The 21,092-nt window shown below is 36.6% G+C and carries 17 protein-coding genes; 4 read left to right on the forward strand and 13 right to left on the reverse strand.

Features of this window, described 5'->3' with window-relative positions; all coding sequences use genetic code 11:
* Nucleotides 1-43: 43 nt before the first annotated feature.
* Complete coding sequence (locus DRF67_RS13895) at nt 44-541, reverse strand: hypothetical protein (RefSeq protein WP_165851801.1); 498 nt, start codon at nt 539-541, stop codon at nt 44-46.
* 133 nt (nt 542-674) lie between these two features.
* Between DRF67_RS13895 and DRF67_RS13900 the strand changes: the two genes are divergently transcribed.
* The 3 genes from DRF67_RS13900 to DRF67_RS13910 all read left to right on the forward strand — a co-directional run bounded on the left by DRF67_RS13900 (nt 675) and on the right by DRF67_RS13910 (nt 4,244).
* The gene (locus tag DRF67_RS13900) at nt 675-1,664 is read left to right on the forward strand and encodes an NmrA family NAD(P)-binding protein (RefSeq protein ID WP_115928894.1); all 990 of its coding nucleotides are present in this window, start codon (nt 675-677) and stop codon (nt 1,662-1,664) included.
* A complete protein-coding gene (locus tag DRF67_RS13905; protein WP_115928895.1) occupies nt 1,645-2,565 on the forward strand; it encodes a helix-turn-helix domain-containing protein in 921 nt (306 codons plus the stop codon). Before DRF67_RS13900 ends, DRF67_RS13905 begins: the two co-directional genes overlap by 20 nt.
* A gap of 173 nt (nt 2,566-2,738) precedes the next feature.
* The gene (locus tag DRF67_RS13910; RefSeq protein WP_115928932.1) at nt 2,739-4,244 is read left to right on the forward strand and encodes an amidohydrolase family protein; all 1,506 of its coding nucleotides are present in this window, start codon (nt 2,739-2,741) and stop codon (nt 4,242-4,244) included.
* A 79-nt stretch (nt 4,245-4,323) separates the two neighbouring features.
* Here DRF67_RS13910 and DRF67_RS13915 read toward each other — a convergent pair whose 3' ends face one another.
* From DRF67_RS13915 to DRF67_RS13940, 6 genes are all read right to left on the reverse strand, one after another.
* Complete coding sequence (locus tag DRF67_RS13915; RefSeq protein WP_115928896.1) at nt 4,324-5,019, reverse strand: ABC transporter ATP-binding protein; 696 nt, start codon at nt 5,017-5,019, stop codon at nt 4,324-4,326.
* The gene (locus DRF67_RS13920; RefSeq protein ID WP_115928897.1) at nt 5,013-6,359 is read right to left on the reverse strand and encodes a DUF3526 domain-containing protein; all 1,347 of its coding nucleotides are present in this window, start codon (nt 6,357-6,359) and stop codon (nt 5,013-5,015) included. The genes DRF67_RS13915 and DRF67_RS13920 overlap by 7 nt, the downstream gene beginning before the upstream one ends.
* Nucleotides 6,359-7,798 (reverse strand): ABC transporter permease, encoded by a 1,440-nt coding sequence (locus DRF67_RS13925; RefSeq protein ID WP_165851802.1) that lies wholly within the window; start codon nt 7,796-7,798, stop codon nt 6,359-6,361. The genes DRF67_RS13920 and DRF67_RS13925 overlap by 1 nt, the downstream gene beginning before the upstream one ends.
* Before the next feature lie 9 nt (nt 7,799-7,807).
* Nucleotides 7,808-10,126, reverse strand: a complete 2,319-nt coding sequence (locus DRF67_RS13930; RefSeq protein WP_115928899.1) for a TonB-dependent siderophore receptor — start codon at nt 10,124-10,126, stop codon at nt 7,808-7,810.
* A gap of 143 nt (nt 10,127-10,269) precedes the next feature.
* The gene (locus DRF67_RS13935; RefSeq protein WP_123912747.1) at nt 10,270-10,611 is read right to left on the reverse strand and encodes a hypothetical protein; all 342 of its coding nucleotides are present in this window, start codon (nt 10,609-10,611) and stop codon (nt 10,270-10,272) included.
* A gap of 194 nt (nt 10,612-10,805) precedes the next feature.
* Entirely contained in the window at nt 10,806-11,000 is a 195-nt protein-coding gene (locus tag DRF67_RS13940) for a hypothetical protein (RefSeq protein ID WP_115928901.1), read from the reverse strand.
* 142 nt (nt 11,001-11,142) lie between these two features.
* On the opposite strand from DRF67_RS13940, the gene DRF67_RS13945 reads away from it, so the two are divergent.
* Nucleotides 11,143-12,150, forward strand: a complete 1,008-nt coding sequence (locus tag DRF67_RS13945; RefSeq protein WP_115928902.1) for an OmpA family protein — start codon at nt 11,143-11,145, stop codon at nt 12,148-12,150.
* Between the two features lie 556 nt (nt 12,151-12,706).
* On the opposite strand, the gene DRF67_RS13955 is transcribed toward DRF67_RS13945, so the two are convergent.
* The 6 genes from DRF67_RS13955 to DRF67_RS13980 all read right to left on the reverse strand — a co-directional run bounded on the left by DRF67_RS13955 (nt 12,707) and on the right by DRF67_RS13980 (nt 21,091).
* The gene (locus DRF67_RS13955; protein WP_123912748.1) at nt 12,707-13,795 is read right to left on the reverse strand and encodes a hypothetical protein; all 1,089 of its coding nucleotides are present in this window, start codon (nt 13,793-13,795) and stop codon (nt 12,707-12,709) included.
* Nucleotides 13,795-15,441, reverse strand: coding sequence for a restriction system-associated AAA family ATPase (locus DRF67_RS13960; protein WP_115928904.1), 1,647 nt, complete (start codon nt 15,439-15,441; stop codon nt 13,795-13,797). The genes DRF67_RS13955 and DRF67_RS13960 overlap by 1 nt, the downstream gene beginning before the upstream one ends.
* On the reverse strand, nt 15,438-17,312 hold the full coding sequence (locus DRF67_RS13965; RefSeq protein WP_115928905.1) for a restriction endonuclease subunit S: 1,875 nt from the start codon (nt 17,310-17,312) through the stop codon (nt 15,438-15,440). The genes DRF67_RS13960 and DRF67_RS13965 overlap by 4 nt, the downstream gene beginning before the upstream one ends.
* Entirely contained in the window at nt 17,312-18,889 is a 1,578-nt protein-coding gene (locus DRF67_RS13970; RefSeq protein ID WP_115928906.1) for a type I restriction-modification system subunit M, read from the reverse strand. Before DRF67_RS13970 ends, DRF67_RS13965 begins: the two co-directional genes overlap by 1 nt.
* Nucleotides 18,890-19,686: 797 nt before the next feature.
* Complete coding sequence (locus DRF67_RS13975) at nt 19,687-20,412, reverse strand: 4'-phosphopantetheinyl transferase family protein (RefSeq protein WP_115928907.1); 726 nt, start codon at nt 20,410-20,412, stop codon at nt 19,687-19,689.
* Between the two features lies 1 nt (nt 20,413).
* Nucleotides 20,414-21,091: an HAD family hydrolase gene (locus tag DRF67_RS13980; RefSeq protein ID WP_115928908.1), complete on the reverse strand. Its 678-nt coding sequence runs from the start codon at nt 21,089-21,091 to the stop codon at nt 20,414-20,416.
* Nucleotide 21,092 lies beyond the last annotated feature (1 nt).

The following is a 21,092-nucleotide window of genomic DNA, read 5'->3' on the forward strand; positions in this document are numbered from 1 at the left end:
AGAAGGATCCCTGATAGGGGTTTTCGTAAAAATTACAATGATATCACAGTCTGATGACCCTGTACTGGATGTACAGATCATCATCTAGAGGCTTTAAGTGTTCTGAGTGTGCCAGTGAAACAGCAATTTTTCTGTCGTGAAACGTGGTGACAAAACCTGACATCAGATGCCAGAAACCGTCTTTGAACAATGCAATGAGCTCCGCAGAGCCTGAGGTTTCTACATTGTCCTCGTTTTCGGTATCATTTTCAGAAAGATCTGCCCTGATTTTATTGTACCGTGGGTGACTGATATTATAAACGTCATTGGCTTCATGAGTGGTAAGAAAAGCAAAGGATTCTTCGATGTCTTTCTTCTGATGAACCAGCATATCAGTGGTAAATTCAATGCCGGAAGAAGTATCTGTTGAGATATACTGCTGAATTTGCCCATAGTACCAACCTAAAACGGTAAGCAACGCAAATAATAGGCTGTACACATATTGATGAAATCTGTTCCGCATTCCGGAGACAAAGGTACTTAAACTTAAAAATAACTGCAACCACCTGAGATTAAAAAAGTGTTAAAATAGCCATATTTTATATATCAGGTTGATTTGGATAAGAAGAGGATAGATCCGGCTAAGTTCAACTGAGCCGGTATCCGGAATTTTACCTCAACAAAAAAATATAAAAATGAATATTGTTTTAACAGGTTCCATTGGGAACATCGGGAAGCCACTTACAGAATTGCTTGTCCATAAGGGATATTCAGTGACTGTGATCAGCAGTACTGCTGAAAGAATAAAGAAGATTGAAGATTTAGGAGCAAAATCCGCAATAGGAAGCATGTTCGATGTGGATTTTCTGGCTCAGACTTTTAGAGGGGCTGATACAGTCTACTTAATGGAAACCATGGAGGCGGCAGGCGATATGTTTGATAAAAGCATTGATTTTATCGGAAGGATCCGTGAAATAGGACAGAATTATAAAAAAGCCATCGAAGAATCCGCGGTGAAGAATATTGTTCACTTAAGTAGCATCGGAGCCCATACGGATATAGGAACAGGAATGATTGTCTTTCATCATCATGTAGAAAACATTCTGAAAGAGTTGCCGGAGGATGTAGCGATCAGGTTTATCCGTCCGGTGGGGATTTATTTCAATATGTTTTCGTTTATCACTACGATTAAAAACACGGGATCTATCGTTTCAAATTATGGTGGTGATCAGAAAGAACCATGGGTATCACCGGTGGATATTGCAGAGGCTGTCGCTGAAGAAATAGAAAAGTCTTTTAAAGGAAGAACGGTAAGGTATGTGGCCAGTGATGAAGTTTCACCCAATGAAATAGCGAAGGCACTTGGTATTGCAATGGGTAAACCTGGTTTGCAATGGAAAGTAATTTCTGACAGGGATTTATTGGAAAACTGGTTGAAAATTGGGTTCAATGAGCAGGTCGCCAAAGGTTTTGTGGAAACTCAGGCAGCTCAGGGGAACGGAACCTTATATGAAGATTATAACCGGCATAAACCTGCATTGGGAAAGGTTAAACTGGCTGATTTTGCAAAAGAATTTGCTGTGGCTTATCATAGTGATAAGTCAAAAAAATATAATGGGAAGGATAACGAAATCGTTGTCAAAACAATTTGTAATTTTATGCATTATGGAGCAGAGAATAACTAAAAGGATTAAAACGGTCTCTGAGTTCCACCGATCACGGGGCCTGGCATCTCCTGAGCATCCGTTGATCAGTGTGATAGATTATAGCACTGTGAAGAGACCTCATGATATTGGTGAGGTCAACTGGATGTTGGATTTTTATCAGATCTCTTTGAAAATAGGACTCAATGGCGTCTTAAAATATGGGCAGCAGGAGTATGATTTTGAAGACGGTACTATGTTTTTCATTTCTCCAAATCAGGTGTTCAGGATTAAAGAAGAACCTGTTCCACATGCAAAACAATCAGGATGGATGCTGTTGATCCATCCTGACTTTCTTTGGAATACCTCCCTTGCCAAAAGGATCAAACAATATGACTATTTTGATTACTCCATTACAGAAGCGTTGTTTCTTTCCAAAAAAGAAGAACAGATCATTCATGGAATTGTAAAGAATATTCAACAGGAGTATCAGGCCTCTATTGATAAATTTAGTCAGAGCATTATTATTTCACATATAGAGACTTTACTCAACTATGCGGAGAGGTTTTATGAAAGACAGTTCATTACGAGAAAAATCAGCAATCATACCCTTCTTGATCGTTTGGAAGATTTGCTGAACGGGTATTTTAGCAATGATCAAGCTGTTTCATACGGATTGCCAACGGTGCAGCATATTGCCAAAGAACTTCATGTTTCGCCTAATTATCTCAGCAGGATGCTTACCCTGCTCACAGGACAGAGCACGCAACAATTCATTCATGATAAACTGATTGAAAAAGCGAAAGAAAAACTTTCTACCACCGATTTATCAGTCAGTGAAATTGCTTATGAACTGGGTTTTGAACATCCGCAATCTTTTTCAAAGTTATTTAAAAATAAAACCCTGCTTTCTCCTATGCAATTCAGAACTTCATTTCGATAAAAATGAGGGTACTTTAACAGTTTTATGGTAGGTTTTTTGTGGTAACAGTCGGTAATCAGAAAAAATAATTATATTTTTGATTGTAGCTTTGTTTGCCCGGTTATTTTAGATGAAATAATTTTTTAAAAGGATTGCATCCAATCCATCGTGCAGAAGGAAAGTCTATCATTACTATGAAAAAAAATCTTACCTATATCTTACTTTTTGGTTTCCCGTTGTTGTGGGCCCAAAATAAACTGACTGAACATCCGGCTTACGAACAGAACCGGATTGCGTTAGAAAATGAAAATAAAGCACTGGCGTTTGATGCCGATATCAAACTATCAGATGCTGAGAACATACTGGATAAAAAACTTTTTGCATTGCGTAAGGAGCTGATCAGTGAAACAGAAAAGCAAAAGATCCCTTTGTACAACCGGTCGTTTAACGAATTAAAACCCATGATCGAGGGCAGCAGATTGTTTAAACTGATACAGACGATGCCTAAAGGCGGGTTGCTGCATACCCACAGCGGAGGGGTAACCGATATGAAATGGGTGATTTCGGCAGCCAGAAAGTATAAGGAGTGTTATGTTTTTGATCAGCAGGATACGCAAGAGTTTATCTATGGGCAGCTGGCATTTTTTGAAAACGGCAAAGTTCCCAAAGGATTTACCAATTTGGATAAAAAGCTGACTGCAAATCCTCAATTTGAAAAAGAACTGCTGGATCTCCTTCTTCTGAAGCGGGACAACCTATGTTCCTATAACGACTATTGGATTGAGTTTGAAAAGCGTTTTACACGCATTAATTTGCTGTTGCCTTACCGTCCTTTTTTTAAGGAATATTACCTGAAAGGATTCCGGGATTTAGCCAAAGATAAAGTGCAGCATGTGGAGATCAGATACGTTTTTGATGAGCTGTACGATTTTCAGCATGGGAAGTATCCGGTAAAAACATCCGTTACGGATCTGCAGGATATCGTGAAAGAAATGAGAAAAACAGATCCTAACTTCAGCGTAAAGCTAATTTATTCCAGCTTCAAATTTCTGGATCCTGAAGGGGTTGAGAAACAGCTTGAAATGGCTTTTCAGCTTAAAAAAGAATTTCCCGATATGATCTCTGGCTTTGACCTGGTGGCCGATGAAGCCGCCGGGAATAGCATTTACACATTCCGTAAAAGCTGGGAAAAGCTGAATGCGCTCAGCAAAAAGTATGGTACAGATATGCCGCTCTTCCTCCATGCCGGTGAGAGCAATTCTGTGTATAACACCAATGTCCTGGATCTTGCCTTGCTGAATAACCAGAGGATCGGTCATGGCCTCAATCTCATTTATTTCCCCAAAGCAATGGAAGCAATCAGGAAACAGAATAAGCTGGTTGAGATCAGTCCGATCAGTAACCAGGTCCTGGGGTATGTGAGTGACTTCAGAAATCACCCTGCGCGGGTTTTACTGAATAACGGGGTACAGGGTTCCATCAACAGTGACGATCCGTCGGTGTATGGATATGAAGGACTAAGCTATGACTTTTGGGTAGCATTTGTCTATTGGGAGCTTGATGTGAAAGCACTGAAAAAACTGGTATTCAATTCTATTGCTTATTCTTCCCTGAACGAAAGCGAAAAAGCGAAAGCCATTAGTAATCTTACCGTACAATGGGATGATTTTATTCAAAAAGCCAATCTGCAATTGCGCTGATCAGTGATTGGCCGATAGATATAAAAGCCGTTATCACAATTTGTGATAACGGCTTTTTCTGTTTGCCCGGATAACTGTATTAAATCGTTTTAAGATAAAGCTCCTGTAGCTCTTCTGCCGTAAAGGCTTTAGACTGAAGATTCTGCACCAGCTGTCCCTGTTTCATAATTCCGATATTCGAGGCCACACTTACTGCATTGAAAATATCATGGGTAGCCATGAGTATGGTTCTCCCTTCCTGTCCCAGCTGACGGATAATTTCCGTAAACTCTGCAGTGGCAATAGGGTCCAGACCACTCGTAGGCTCGTCCAGTAAAAGGACTTTGGCATCTTTGGCCAGGGCAATCGCTATTCCTACCTTTTGGCGCATTCCCTTAGAATAGCCGCCCAAAGTTTTATGATGGGCCGCTTCCTGCAGTCCGGTATGTCTCAAAAATGCGGACAGTTCAGCTCTGGTATAATTGAATCCTGCTATTTTGGAAAAGAAATCGAGGTTTTCCATGCCGGTAAGGTTAGGGTATAAAAGCACGGTCTCCGGAATATAAGCCAGTTCTTTTTTTATTTTTTGCGGATGATCTGTCACCGATATAGTATTGATAAAAGCATCTCCGGATGTAGCTTTGATGAGTCCCAGAAGAATATTGATTGTTGTACTTTTGCCTGCTCCGTTTTGGCCTAACAAAGCATAAATTTCTCCCTTCTCAACTTCTAAATTAAGGGATTGAAGTGCTGTGAAATCATTATATTTTTTGTGTAGATTAATGGTTTTTAACATAGTTTTCGGTATTTATTTTGTGAAAAAAGAAGAAGTAAAACGATGATGATCAAATACGGTAAGAAAAGCTGCAGCATATTCAGTTTTTCAGGTTTTGCGAAATGGTCTACGGTTTGTGTGGCCCAGTTCACGGATTCTGCATTCTGACCTGAAAAGATAAGAGGATAAGAAAACAAACGTTTTCCTTCATGAAACTTTTGCAGTGCCGCACTGTATTGCAGGTGATTATCCATTCCGGTCTGAGCCAGCCGGCTCTCGGTAAGCTGAGTATGGATGTTGGGAAGAAAATAACCAAGGAAAACGGCGGCACGGTTACGCTTGTCCATTTTTTCTCTGTAAAGAAGTGCAGATTGTGAGGCTTCCGCATCTCCCATATGCTGCATGGCGTAATACCAGGTCCAGGTGAAGGTATCATTCTCTTCTACGGTAAACTTCCTGTACTGAGGATATACTTTGTAAAACTTTTCCATGGTAGGTTTCTTGGGCTCATCCCATTTGTTGTGGTAACCTTCACGCTGTTCCATAACTGCCTTAAGGGATTCCTGAACAGGATAAGACTTTTGGATCAGCAGATTACACCCCATCGGAATAATGAAGTTCATAGCAACCCACGCAATAAGAAGGATGAGGGCATTCTGAGCAGATGATTTTCTGAACAGGATGATCCAGCGGCATAATACAAACCAAAAGAGAATATAAAGCCACCCCGAGAGGATAAAAAGTATATAGAACTTGTCCAGAGGAATCCGGATCCAAAGTGTGGCAATGATGATCAAAAGAAGGTAGATCAGGCTTACCGCAATACCCCGTATGATTATTTTGGCATTTAGAAATCTTCCCAGATGCCCGCTTTGTACAGAAAGAAGTTTCCAGGTTCCTTTTTCTTCCTCTTCGGAGATAAGGTTATAACAGAAGGCAATAATGACCAGTGGGAAAAGAAAAATAAGGACAAAGCTAAAATCGAAATTTCCGACAGCAGCATTGGCAGGATTATAAAAATCCGAATTATAACGCTGTTCTTCCAGATTTCTTATGGTAACGCCCTGTATCGACGGATTCAGATCGCGCATACCTATATTCAGTGCTGCAAGCTTTGGCGTTTCATTCACCAGGTTGAATTTGACGTAATATAAGATCAGGCCCAGATCATCTTTGTGAAATTTTACATTGCGTGCAATGCTTTCTTTTTGAAAATTGCCGCTCTTTGCAATGATGTCTTCATTTCTGTCCAGGAATTTTTTTCCGGTATATATCGCCATAAGGCCTGCCGCCAGTAAAAATACCAGGGCGATAAGATAGGCCTTGTTGCGGTAAAATTGTTTATATAAATAATGATTCATTAGATAAGTTTTAGGTTTCTACTGCTTATTTCGATGATGAATACACAGGCTGCCAACCAGAACAACAGGGCTGCAGCAGATATCCACTGATTCTTCATGCTTTCGGTAAGAGAAGTATACTCATACTCGAAATCAGGGAATTCTTTCCAGTTTTTTCCGTCGATCACAGCCGGAGGACCTCCTTTTTCCGGTTTTATATTGCTGATATACTGTATCTGCAGATCATTCAGCCGCTGTGCCATCTTGTAGCGGTATTCTTCGGCCTGTTTCTGAAACTGGATGTAAGAGAAAAAATCTGTTCCCGTTGCTGCCATAGAAAAATGTCTGATGGCCAGAGAGGGATCTATAAACCCGAACAGCTCAGAGAATTTCTGCTGCTGGTGATACTGTTCCTGTAACCTTTTCTGGTGCGAAATGTAGATCTGGGAACTGATCTTTTCGCCCTCCTTCATCACAAACCCACTGTAGTTGAAGGGCAGCTCATTGGTATTGGTTACTCCGTAGTGAAGAAGCAGAGAATCTTTAATCTTTTTGAAATGAGGATCATCCGGATTATGGCTGTCTCCCGCTTTCAGAATATCTTTTTCCAGCTGGGTTTCAAAAGCAATACGGGATGGGGTAGAGTACAGATTCTGTGCAGCAAACTGGATGCCTTTCGGAAGAAAAATTACCAGAAGAAGCCAGCATCCGATCAGGCTTACCAAAGCCGTTGCAGAAGTCCTGCTTACTGATGATATTACCACCGCCAGGGTGCTGATAAAGAAATAATAAATCATATAAGCGGGCAGGAGAGAAAGTATTCTCAGTACAATATCGTTAAGGAGAACCGTTTCCGAAAATGCGGCAGTAAACAAGACCACGGGTAATACAGGCAGCAGAAAGAATAATGAAAACTGCCACAATCCAAGGATCTTGCCCCAAAGAATATCCCTGTTGGACGCCCCCTGAATGCTTAGTATTTTCAGTGTGGTGTTCTCACGCTCCTGAACAATAAGTCCGAAACCAAGAAAAAGGATGATCAACGGAACAATGCTCTGAAGAATGAATGCACTGCTGAAGGCTCCGAAACGCACCAAAGCTCCGGAACTTCCTGCCTCGGAAAGATTGGCGGTATTCTGTTTGTGGGCTTCCAGAAAAATAACATTACCCAGATAATCATCCAGTCCGTTATCAAAAAGACTTAAAGGATGAGCGGTCCGGAACACCAGGTATCCGTAGTGGGCCATCCTGTGCGGATGCTTGTCTGGCCGGTCTTCCCAATGTTCCCGCACCTCGCTGCGGTATTCTTTGATCTGGGAAACGTTGTCTGTATATTGCATGAATCTGACCCCGATGCTCATCATACAGAATAAGAGCACAATAACGGTGATAAGCAGGTTTTGTTTTCCTTTGATCAAATCCTGCCGGGTTTTTCTGACGATACGTCGTAAGTTTGACATAGGCATAGTTTAAAAATTATAGGTAGCAGTTAATAGATAATTTGTGGGAGCTCCCGGAAAAAGTCTGAGATAATTCTGTGCACCCACCCAATAAGACGTGTTGGTGATATTATTGACCGTAAGAGCCAGCTGCACTTTCGACTGTAAAAGAGTATAATAGACCGCAGCATCCACAGTGGTGTAAGCCGGAAGCTCAAATCCTCGGGTAAACCAGGGAACTTTAGAACTCTGGTACAGCATACCTAACCCAACTCCGAAGTCGCTCAGGAAGCTTGTTTTTGAAAAATTATAACGGGTCCAGATATTGACGGAGTTCTTAGACGTATTCTCCTTTCTTTGACCTATGAGAGTTGCGTCTGCATCGTCTACTATCCGGGCGTCAATATAACTGTATCCGGCGTAGATGTGCCATTGAGGAAGAATATAGCCTGTCACTTCAGCCTCAAAACCTCTGCTGCGGTCGGCACCACGCTGGATAAGCTGATCCGGTTCTGCAGGATTATTGGCATTGATCAGGATATTTTTCTGATTGATCTCATATACCGCAAGACTGGCCGAAAGCATCCCGAACAAACGCCCTTTAACCCCTATTTCCTTAAGATCAGAAGTTAAAGGTTTGAATTGGGCAGCAGATTCCGAACCGGTAAACCGCCCGGTGTTGGGCATTAATGTCACCGTATTGGACTGGGGCTGGTATCCGGTAAGATACGTTCCATAAAGGTTGATCTGATCCGTCAGGCTATAGGTGATTCCCAGTCTGTATAAAAACTTATTGTTGCTGAATGAAGATTCATCGGCTTCTTTAAAGTGGGTTGTATCTTTAAACCATTCATGACGGATCCCGGACAATACTTTGAATTTTTTCCACGTAAAAAGATGCTGAATATAGGCTGCATGAGTGGTGGTAAGTGCAGCAGGCAGCTGGGTCGTCACATTGGTCTTATACAAATCTGCTCCCTGATAATTTTGCGCTCCAGGACTTAAATCGAAAGGAGTGACGTTCGGTTTGGGTACTGTTATTCCCTTGTAGAGGATCGTTTCATAAAGTTCTGCATTGGCAGGATTATAAGAGGATGCCACAGAACCGTCTTTCATCAGAAATCCTCTTGCAGCATTCTGCAGGCCTCCTTTTCGCTTTTCCCAGATCTGGTTATCGTACCCGATAAGAGTTTGATGTTCCACCTGCCCGGTTTTAAAGTTGAAATTAAAATAGGCATTCAGGTTGTCCGTAGCCCAGTTTTGCTTTCTCTGGACAAACTGCATCATAGCCAGGCTGGATATGGGTTTGTTTTCAATATCAGGGACGAAAGCCCCCGTAGTGCGATGCTCCTGAAGATCTTCTTTCCACAGCTGCTTCATGTAAGAGGCATTAAAGCTGATATGCTTATTAATAAGCCTGGAAAAATTTCCCATAATGATCAGCTCTCTCGTTTTAAAAAAGTCGTCAGGAGCTCCAAGATTTAAACTTTTCGGGGTGCTGTTAAGGTCGGTTTTCCCTGCTACCGCTCCAAAAATAGGCTGGCCGCGGTCCAGGTTTCCATTGAGATGATTGATGACCATCTCTACATTCAAAGAAGTTTTTTCATCCGGGATATAGGTAATGGAAGGCGAGATCAGAAAACCACTGTTGTTAATATGATCCCTGAAAGATTTTGCATTCTGATACGCCCCATTAAAACGGTACAGTAAAGTTTTGCTCTTATTCAGAGGTCCTGTAAGGTCTGTTGTAATCCGGTAGGTATCAAAACTTCCGCCTGAGAGACTGATTTCGTGCCGTGGATCTGGTAAAGGCTTTTTAGTTACCATATTGATGGTCCCTCCGGGATCTACGCTGGACATGGTGATGCTGGCAGGACCTTTAAAAACCTCCACGCGTTCTATATTGGAGGTCATCGGCTGCAGAAAATAATACTGCCTGGTTCTCATTCCGTTGATGATCTGACCTTCTTCATTCTGGCTGATTCCCCGGATGTTGTACTGATTGTAATAGCTTGAAGGAGAAACACCGCTTATATTTTTCAATACTTCTCCCAGCTGAAAGGCCTGGCGTTCACGGATGAACTCTTTGGTAATGGTATTAAGCGTTAAGGGAAGATCCTTATTCTTCATGGCTGTTTTAGTGGCGGCAAAAGAATAATCAGAAATATAATCTTTTGATTTTCTGCCGATGATCTCTACCGTTTGTATTGATCCTGAAGCAGAGTCTTTGCTCACCGACTGAGCATTCAGTAAAGAGGATGAAATAATAGCTCCCAAAGCAGAAAGCTGTATGGTTTTGCCGGAAATGAGGTTCATGACTTCCGGACCGTTAAAGTGGTTGATGCGCATTACAAATAGAATGATACAGACATCTGTGATGTCGTATATTAATAAAAAGGATTTTGTATACAGAGAGGTATACAAATGCCCACAGAAATAGACTTACAGATCATAAAACCTGCAATAGGTAAGTGGCTGCAGCGAAAAAATAATCAGGCTGCAGTATAGAAATCTGCTGGGGGTGCGCGGGAGCTGAAAAAATCGAGTAAACACCGATAGGTAATGGCCTTCGGTTGAGGCATTTCACTGTCGTTGGCAGTGTTTACAGCAAAATCTACCGTTAAAGATTCCGGCAGAACCACATTGTTCATATGCAAATGGAGGGCACACTGGCAATGGTCATCCTTGGAGAAGGTAGGTCCTTTTTCTTCCTTAGAATCTTTTTTAGGGAAGGTTTTGGTGGTTGCGTGCTTCGCATGTTCAAGACATATACTTATTCCACTGACGTTCGATAAGAAGATCAGTAACAAAGAAAAGACAAAAAAGGTTTTCAATGTTTTTTGCATAAGAAGCGTCAAAAATAGGGATAAAATTTTATAAAATGAAACTTTGTTGCAATAATAAATAGAGAACAGACTCAATATAATCATCCAAAACAGAAAATCGATGCTTAATGTGTTTGTCTGTACGATATGGCTAAAGACTGTGCTAAAGTAGTATTGAATGTTATAACCAATTCAGGGATAGATTAATCAAGATTTTCAGCAGCAAAAATATGATGGCAGATAATAGTTTTGAATAAGGAAAGGCTCAAAACTGTAGAGTAGAGCTGGTGAAAAAATAATGTAAAATCTACAGAAATAAAATCTTTGCACCAGAAAAAATACCCTCCGTACATGATATTTTTAATCACTAAAATCCTTAAATCTAGGTAGTTTCCCATTCGCATTTTATTTGTAAGTTAGTTCCGCCAAAAATAAAACAGGATAAAATATACCGAACGATTTTGATGCAGAAGGATTCGGGTTGTTTCATCCCTCACGATGTAAAAGAAATGATACACCATAAACCTAAAATTTATTAACATGAAGAAGACCCTGATTATTCTATCCGTAGGCGCTTTGCTTGCTGCCTGTAAAAAAAAGGCTGAACAAAAAACAGATGCTGCCCATGATACTGTCGCTATAGAAAATTCCAGAGCAGCAGAAAAATCTTCGGGTGGAACAGATCATTTTGATATCAATTCCATACCGGTTTCCACTGCTGAGGTGGGTGATCTTCCCTTTTTCAGTTTTCCCAAAGGGCTGGCATTTCAAAACAAGCCGGTACAAAGAAGTTATGATATGCTGTTTTTCCCGCTTAAAGGCGTAATGACGCCTATAGAAGGAAAAGTCTGGAAGACCTATGTTGTCAACGAGAAAAGCAATACAGAAGAATGGTCGTTGCCGTATTTTTTGAAAAGCTATGATGACGCGATTACAAAAGTGGGTGGAGTGAAAATATTTGACGGTAAAGTTTCCCAGCAGGAGCTTGACAGAATAAAAGAAGAAGCCAAATACTTTGGCGAAGAAGGCTCTATAGATTATTGGAATGAACCTGTGAAAGTATATGTCATCAGAAGGACCAATGGCGATGATATTTATATTCAGCTCTATGGAAATACAGCGACCGGAGCCATACAGATTCTACAGAAAGCCCCGTTTGAACAAACCATTTCAATCCTAAAATCTGATGAAATAAAAAAAGAATTAGATGCAAAAGGCAAGGCTGTACTGCATATTAATTTCGATACCGACAAAGCGAGCTTACAACCCGATGGCAAAACAGCCGTAGATGAAATCACAAAAGTCCTGAAAAACGACAACAATCTAAAACTGGCTATCAACGGATATACCGATAACAGCGGAAATGATGCCCATAATCTCCAACTCTCAAAAGACCGTGCTACAGCCGTATTGAATGCCATCACCACATCAGGCATCGATAAAGCGAGACTTTCAGCAGAAGGCTTCGGCAGCAAAAATCCGATTGCAGATAACAGTTCTGAACAAGGGAAGGCGCAAAACCGTAGAGTGGAGCTGGTGAAAAAGTAATATATAAAGACTGCTGTAAAGTTTCCCGAATTTAGGCTAACAAATAATATAATTTCTTTTAGATTTGCTCCAAAGTCAGGAGACTTCGGAGAGAGGGGGGCTATCAGTAAACATCCCATAATCGCAAATTCAGGGTACGACAGAGAATCTGGTGAAGCAGAATTGAATAAAGGGATTGCCCAATTGATTGCTTATGGCGCATTATTCTTAGCCAACCCCGATCTTCCCAAGCGTTTTGAATTAGGAGCTGAACTCAACGCACCAGATAGAAATACTATGTTTTTGAGGAGGAGTACAAGGCTATACCGATTATCCTTTTCTACAGGATTAACAGTTTTTTAGCCTTTAATGATCTTTATAACCGGATGATTGAGTGAGTATTGTTGCTTAGGGTATACTTTACTTAAAATCCCAACGAAAGCTGGGATTTTTTGATTTTTGCTTTACAAAGTTCTGAGGCTTTGGGCTTGTAAATAGAATCATTTCTTTTGAGCTTGAACCAAAGTCATGAGATTTTGGAGAGCAGAGAGTATATGATTTAAATCCATATCTAAATCTAAATAACGAATTTTCCAGATAATTTTGCTTCACAATCTGGATCATTCATAATAAATTCATTGAATGTTTTTCTTAAAATTCCATTATTATGTTTTAAATAATCTTTGAAGATCGCAAGTATATCTTCTTTGAAAGTATCAAATGTTTCTCCTCGTTTTTTACATTTCCTGTGGTATTCATCAACAATCATTTGTTTCCAATCATAATTATCTCCAGCAATTTTAGTTTTATATCTATACTCAATGTCATAAATTTCCATCCAACGTTCCTTTCTAGTTGAGTTTATGGTAGGTGTACAATCAATTTGTAAATTCCAATTATTTAAATCATCTAAATTTGTATCAGGAGATATAATGCTTAAAATTATTTCATGATTATCTATGTTTGAATATGGATAAAATACTTCTTCTCTAATGATTGGATTAACTTTGACATTATATGGTATGTCTTTTTGTCCTTTATTTGGGGCTTTATTACAATTTCCACAAGTTGGAACTAAATTGTGGAAATTTACACTGCAAAACGGATATTTTCCTTTAGAGATGTAATGGTCATAATCGTTTTTAGCTTTGTCATTAATTGGAAGTAAACTTTCCATGCCACAAAATGGACAAACGGATGTTTTATTTAGATTTCGAAAGGTATTAAAATGAGTTATCAAATCACCACACTTATCCTTTAACAATTTATATGCAGTTTTAGAAGTTAGCATATTATATAAGACACCTTCAGAATTATATAGTTCTTTGACTTCTTTTCTTATGCTTTCATGAAGATCTTCATATTTGTATGGCATTATCACATTATTACATACACCTTCTACATTATTATTATTTGTATATGCATCTTTTACTTTATTTTTATCTTGTGGAGTTGGTAATGCTATATAAGCATTGAACAATGCTTCCAATTTAACATCTATTTGAGTTTTGTAATTATCTATAATATCTTGAAAATCTGGATGAATTAAATAACCATGGGAATAAACTGTTTGAGTATCATCAAACATTCTTGTGAAGAAAAAATCTAAATAATTATGTAGATTTTCTATAGGATGTGGCGATATGGATTTGTAGAAGTAAAGCATTACTTTTCTCTTTTTTCAAGTTGTTCTTTTATATTTCTAAGTTTACTGAATAAATCGAATTTTTCTACTGAATCACCAAAGTCTCTGTTTAATCGCTCAACTACATTTTTTAAATCATTCATAGTCTGGATATTCTCTACCATATCAATTAATTCTTTTTTAGCCATTTCTGAAATTCCTTCTGATTTTTCGAAAATTTCATCTAAAATGATTGAAACAGAAGTACCATATACTTGAAATTCTGGGCTTGTAAATTGAATCAAACCGTTAATTTTTTCAAATTTATATACGTCTTCACTAAATGAATCTGAAATAATAAATGGGGAGTGAGTTGTGAGTATCAATTCTTGATTTCTAACGGTAGTTATGTTGCCATCATTATCATAAGATTTAGCGGCTGCAAGATTTAATGTTTTTATAAATTTAGCTCTCCACTGTGGATTGAAATGAGTGTCTGGTTCATCCATTAAAAATAAACACCCTTCATCTTGCATCATCACGACGGTTCCAACTACCTCGTTGAACTGGTGTTCTCCATCTGATAATGATTTATAATAAATATCCTTCTCAAATTTTCCTTCTTCAAGAATTTTACTTATTACAATTTTTTCAATTCTAAAAACTAACCTTGATGGATCAGGTTTAGACATTTCATCTGAAATGTTTAATATTTTATTTGCATTTAGAATTTGTCTTCTTGTAATTGAGTTAACTAAATATAAATTGAAAATTTCTAATTCATAAAATACTTTAAATAAAGAAAAAGCATTTATGAAATGAAATTTAAAAGTGTCTTTTATAGCCTCATCAATAGAAAAATCTAATATCAAAAGATTATATTTTCCAACTTTTTTTTCTTTCCATATCGAGGCACAACATTTTAATTTTTCTAAATTTTCAGCAATATTTTCACTTACTGGTAAAACTTTTTTAAATAAATCATCTGTGTTTAGTGTAATTCGAAATGAAACTAAGTTTTCAATTTGAAGTACTTTTTTTAGAATGCTAGCTTTAGTTTCCTCTCCCAACAACATGTTTGCAATAAAGATTGAAAAGTTTGCATTATAATCTAAAAAGAATAATCTATGGTTTTCCGCTAACTCTTCTCCTTTTTCTATTTTACCTTTGTTTTCAAAGGCTTTAAAATAATGGTATTTTAATTTGTAATAGGGATTGCTTATCAGTTCATTTTGACCTGAAGTATAGGCTATAATTTTCTTTGGTAATAGTAAATGTGTATTTTCATCAACACGCTCAAATGTTAAACCTCCATCAATACTTACAGAAAATTCAGGCTTGTCGCCCAAAGGTTTATTGATTTTGATTTGTTTGTCATAACTAACATAACCTTCAACTTCATCTACTATAACTGATGGACTTTTGTATGGTAAAAAATATTCAATTTCAAAACCGAAATTTTTACTGTTTTTTTCTTCTTCGCTAACTGTATCTAAATGATATATTTCTAAGAAGTAGAAAATCTCTGAAAACAACTCTAAAAAATTTGATTTTCCACTTCCATTTAATCCTGCAAAAACTTTTGTGGATAGTCTATCCTCTCTAAATGAAACATTGAATTCATAGAGTTTGTTCGCCGCAAGACTTCTGAAATTATCACCTAAAATTTTTACACTTTTTATCTTCATTCGATTACTTTAAAATAAACACCTGAGCGTAATTGATCGCCTTTGTCTTTTATAACTTCATAATCTTCGTCACGAAGATTCAACTGAATATTTTCATTTACTGCGTCATAAAAAAACTGCTCTAATTTTATGAATTGATTTTTACCTTTTAAAGCAGAGAAAACAAATGATTTTATATCATCTGCTTCGTTTAATTTTGGATTTGTTTTTAATTCTTCGGATGAATGATAATTAGAAAAAACAACTCGTTCACTTTCTAAAAAATTTATTAATATTTCACTGTTAAAATAATATTCTGAATATTCTTCTTTTATCCAATTGGCGACCATTTCAAAATTAACTTCTTCCCATGTAAGTTTTGTTTTAAATTGTTCTTTGGCTTCCTGATTGAGTTGACTTGTTATTGACTTAATTCCGTCAAAAGATTTCATTGCCTGTGACAAAGATTCTGGAATTTGATACGATTTTAAATTTTGAAATGGACTAGCTATTTTATTGATAGATTCAATTTGCTCAAATAAAGCTTTTGGTATCATATTATTTGCTAAAGCAATGCTTTTTTGAATATCAGCGGTTTGTTTGATAAACTGTTGCATTGATTTGGATAACTTGGTTTCTAAACTAATGTCTAAAATACTTTCTGCTTTAATTTTCTTTTCAACCTCTCTCATCTGAGCACTTACATCTAGTTTACTTAAGTCTAACTCACCTTTGAACGCTTTTTGACTAAGTGAACCAAATAGATTTTCTAACTCTTTTAAACTCTCTTTATGATGCTCTTTTACTTTTTCTGCTTTTTCTACTATTGTTGCAAATTTGTTTTGGATTTTGATTGGAGGAACAATTATTGGAATCGAATTACAAATACTTTTGTTCATATATGCAACTGTTGTTTTAGAAGCATTTGCATGCATGAATCGCTCTTCAAAACCTAGAGCAAACATTAAAAAAATATTATTTAATTCTCGGTGACATTGAAATGAATGTAACTGTTGGTTTATTATACATTCAACTTTATTAATAGATATAATATTTAGTTGACCTACACAGGTCATTATTACACTATTTGAGGGTATAATTTTACCTCTAACATTAGTTATTTCTTCAAGAGTTAAACCAATATTTTCTTTTGATTTGTTAAAAAAGGATTTGTTGTTTAAATCTTCTGTTTTAATCCACGGAATATTTCCACTAAATGATTTTGGTTTATCTCTTCCAGGAACAATGCAATCAGTATATTTGCCAACACTAGTCTTTACCCATTTTTTTTCGTTTTTAACAGGATCACCAAACATATCTAGAAAAGTACTTCTCAAAAAATTTTCTAATAAAATAATACTTTCTTTACGTTGTTGTATTAAGGTTTCAACTTTTGTTAATACTTCTACAATACGAATTTGGTCTTTTCTTGAAGGAACAAATATTTTTTCATTTATATAATTATCTAATTTTAGATTTATAATTCCAGTTGTTTTATTCTGGTATTTTAGAGTTTTACCTCTGATATAACCAATAAATAATTGATAAAAAAAATATCTTGGGTATATTTTAAATTTATCGGGTCTTAATACTGCGGTAAAATTATTACATAAGTATATTTCATCTGTTACCAAATCAAAATATACAACTCTTCCAACTGGTTGAGTGGGAGAACCTCCTGATTTTTCAATAATAACATCACCTTGCTTTAATTGCTTTTGGTCAATTTTCCGTTGGTCAATTTTCCGTTGAACAATATTTGAAAAATTAATATTTCCAAGATTGGTAAAATTTGCAGTTCTAATAACATTTATACCATTGCCATCAATTACCTCTTCTCCCCATTCACCAGGAATTTTATCCGTAATTAAATCTTTGATTTTAATTTCCATTAAAAAAGTTCTTTTAATTCGTTAATTCCATTTTCTATTTCAACTTCTAAATCTGATAGTTGAGATAGTATTTTTGATGGCTTATCATATTTAATTTCCACATAAACTTCTTCTTTGTATTTACTTAAACTTAAATCATAATCGTTGTCAATAATTTCCTGTTTATGTACAAAGAAATGTTGCTTAGTACGGTCTATCTCTTTTTTAGGATTTCTTTTCTTGTATTTATCAATAATTACATGTAAATCTTGAAAATCACGCTTGCCATTTGATAATATTTTTGGATTACGCTTATCGTCTAAGCTCCAACCATCGCCTTGCATTTCATAGAACCATACATCTTTAGTTTCACCACTTTTCGTAAATATTAAAATAGCTGATGCTACACCTGCATAAGGTCTAAAAATACCACTTGGCATTGCAATTACTGCTTTTAGTTCACATTTATCAAGTAGTAATTTTCTAACGGTAATAAAAGCTTTACTGCTACCAAATAAAACACCCTGTGGTACTACTACACCGGCTGTTCCACCCATTTTAAGCATTTTATAAATACGCTCTAGGAATAATAATTCACTTTTGGTTGAAGAGGTTGTAAAACTGGGGTTTAAATCTCCTTTGTCCATACTACCTGCAAACGGAGGGTTGGCCATTACAACATCGTAAAAATTATCTTCATTATAGTTTTTACTTAAAGTATCTTTATAATCAATTTTAGGTTGGGTAATTCCATGCATCATTAAATTCATTAACCCAATACGAATCATTGTAGGGTCAATGTCAAAACCATAAAACGTTTCTTCGTTTAATATTTTTTTAGCTTGTTCATCCACTAACTTATCTGCAAGTGTTCCTCTAACAAAACCATTATCGTCTTTTTGTTTGTAATTATCACTTGTAAATTCAGTAATGATGTATTTGTACGCAGATAATAGGAAACCTGCTGTTCCACTTGCTGGGTCTGCAATTTTGTGTCCTAATTTTGGTTCAACCAATTCAGTAATTAGTTCAATAATATGAGTTGGTGTTCTAAATTGTCCGTTTTTACCAGAGCTACGTAATGAATCCAAAAGAAATTCATAGAAATCTCCCTGAGCATCAATAAAACGATTCTCTTTTTCTAGTTCTTTATAAATATCATCGATAGTTTTAACTGCCTCCGTTAACATTCTTCCGCTAGGAATCAAGAAAGCAGCATTAGCCATATGTTTTGTGAAAAACGAATTGGCATCATCTAATTGTTTTATAAAAGGAAATACTTTGCTTTGAATGTGTAACAACATATCATCACTGGGCATATTTTTGAAAAAGCTCCAACGGAGTGTTTCTTTTTCTACTGCATTTTTTTCGTCTTTTTCGTCTACACCAGGTGGGAAATATTTTCCTGAAAAAATAGATTTAGAATTATCGCCCTTGTAATCAGCATCACTTATTTTCCTTTTATCCATTTCATCTAGCTGCTTGATAAAAAGTAGATATGTTATTTGTTCAATTGCGTTAAGTGGGTTTGATATACCCCCAGCCCAAAACTTATCCCATAAGGTAGCTACTTTATTCTTCAATTTTTGTGTCAACATGATATTCTAATTATTTAAAGCATTCAATTAATTTTAAAAAACATAAAAGTTGTTTTTTATATGATAATCTGAATCTTTGTTTATTCTGTATTTTTTGATAATCGATTTTAATACCCTTATGAGATTTAGCTTGAATAAGAAGAATACTTTATATATTTCATCTATTCTGAATTTTTCATTTTTTAAGTTCATTAATTCCTAAGTCATGTAAAAGTTTAATGACAATAATAGATATTAATTTTCAATTAATCTGCTAAGATAGTTATTACATAAAAAATAATAAAATAAGTAAAATCGAATTTTAAAATTTTGATGTAATTTTTAACAAGTATGATAACTGGAAACAGGGAAGTCTACCGAATGTACAACTTAATTGAAATAAGTTTTTATTAGAATGTATGTTACTCAACAATTGAATTAATGTAATCATAGTTATCCTTACAATTTCTTACAAGTCTATTTTAACTTTTAATACATTTAATAACATTAAAATTTTAAGAAATTTTTTCTGGTTTAAGCTGACATCATAAACAAAAAATAGCGCCAACTGTCTTTAGTTGGCGCTATTTGGCTATTTGTGAACTTGGCAGGACGCTATCCAAACTCTTTCTTTACTGATATTGAAAATATATCAATGTTAAGTATTTGAAAATTAGCTTAATGACGGTGTATTGAATTGAAGGTTTTCAAAATATATTGGCCAGTCAGTAATAAATTGTCTTCCAAAACCCATTGACGATAATCTTTCAAAATCATATTTTAAAAGATTCATCCTGGATATGGAAGATTGTAATACTTTAGATACTGTCTGCTGATTCTGTTTTTGGCATTTTCAAAAAACGTTCTACCTCTTCTGTGAATTCATGAAGCAAAAATACCCGCATATTCCTGCAAGGATTCTCTGAAAGTGAGCACAGTGAAAGTTGATGTCCTTGCTGCAGTTCCATGGTTTCAAAATAAGCAGGGATAGTTTTTTTATTTTTTTTCATCATGATATTCTCATTGTCCATGGTAATTTCTAAGGTATTCAGCCCTTCGGATAATCCTGTTCCTGTAGCTTTTACATAGCTTTCTTTTAATGTCCAGAGTTTGAAAAAAAACAGGGTTCTTTCCGTTTTATTGAGTTTTTGGAATTGTTGATACTCTTCTGTTGTTAAAGACCATGAAGTTAGGTTTTCTTTTACCTCAGCTATTTTTTCAATGTCAACACCTGCAGGATTCTTTGAAACCACACCCACAACCCAATCTCCGGAATGCGAAATATTAAAATGAAGATGGGAGTGATGGGGAAGATAGGGTTTGCCAAATTCCTGGTATTCATAATATATTTCATCATTTGTTAAGCCATAGTGTCTGCACAGAATAGTACGGATGATTAAATCGCCCAATAATGATCTTACTGCATCAATGGACTTCCGGAATCTCTGGATTTTGGCCTTTTTATCGGGTGAGACATATTGGATAAGCCCGTTAAATTCCGCCTCATCCAGGAGATTATTAATATCGATACAATAAATATGCATGTTAAGACCATAGGAGAAGTTCCCAGTTATTTTTTTGAGCCAATGAAGCCAGTTTCTTATCCGGGTTAACCGCTACAGGATATTGTACTGAAGACAGCATCGCAATATCATCACCTGAGTCTCCGAAAGAAGCACAGTTTTCCAGCGTAAATTGGTTGCTGTGAGCGTGTTGACGGATGAGTTCGGCTTTTCGCTTTCCGCTAACGGCACGGTCCTTCATTTCTCCGGTATAAATTCCTTCTTTGGTTTCCAGGCGGGAAGAAATAAGCTCTGCCCCTAATTCTTCGGCCAGAAGTTGCAGGAAAATATCCAAAGATCCTGAAACCAGAACCATCCGGGTTCCTTGTCCTTTGAAGGTATTGATGGCTTCAAGAGCTTTTGGAAAGAGTTTCTTATGATATTTTTCCTGATAACATTGAGCTTTTAGAGAGTTCATCGTTTCAACGGAGATCCCTTTATACTGGCGATAGATCGATGCAGTTGCTTTTTCGCGGCTGATTTTATCCAAAATCGTCCAGTATACAAAACGAAAAGGAAGCATGGCCTTCCAGATAGAATACCTGGAAGGCGACATGCTATGTTTTTTTATGTAGAGTAAGGGGTCCACAATATTACTTCTGGACAATGTTCCGTCCACATCGAAGTAGGCGGCCTGCAGGTTGTTAGGTAAGTTTTTCATC

Origin of the sequence: Chryseobacterium pennipullorum (assembly GCF_003384725.1) — a bacterium.
GTDB lineage: Bacteria > Bacteroidota > Bacteroidia > Flavobacteriales > Weeksellaceae > Chryseobacterium > Chryseobacterium pennipullorum.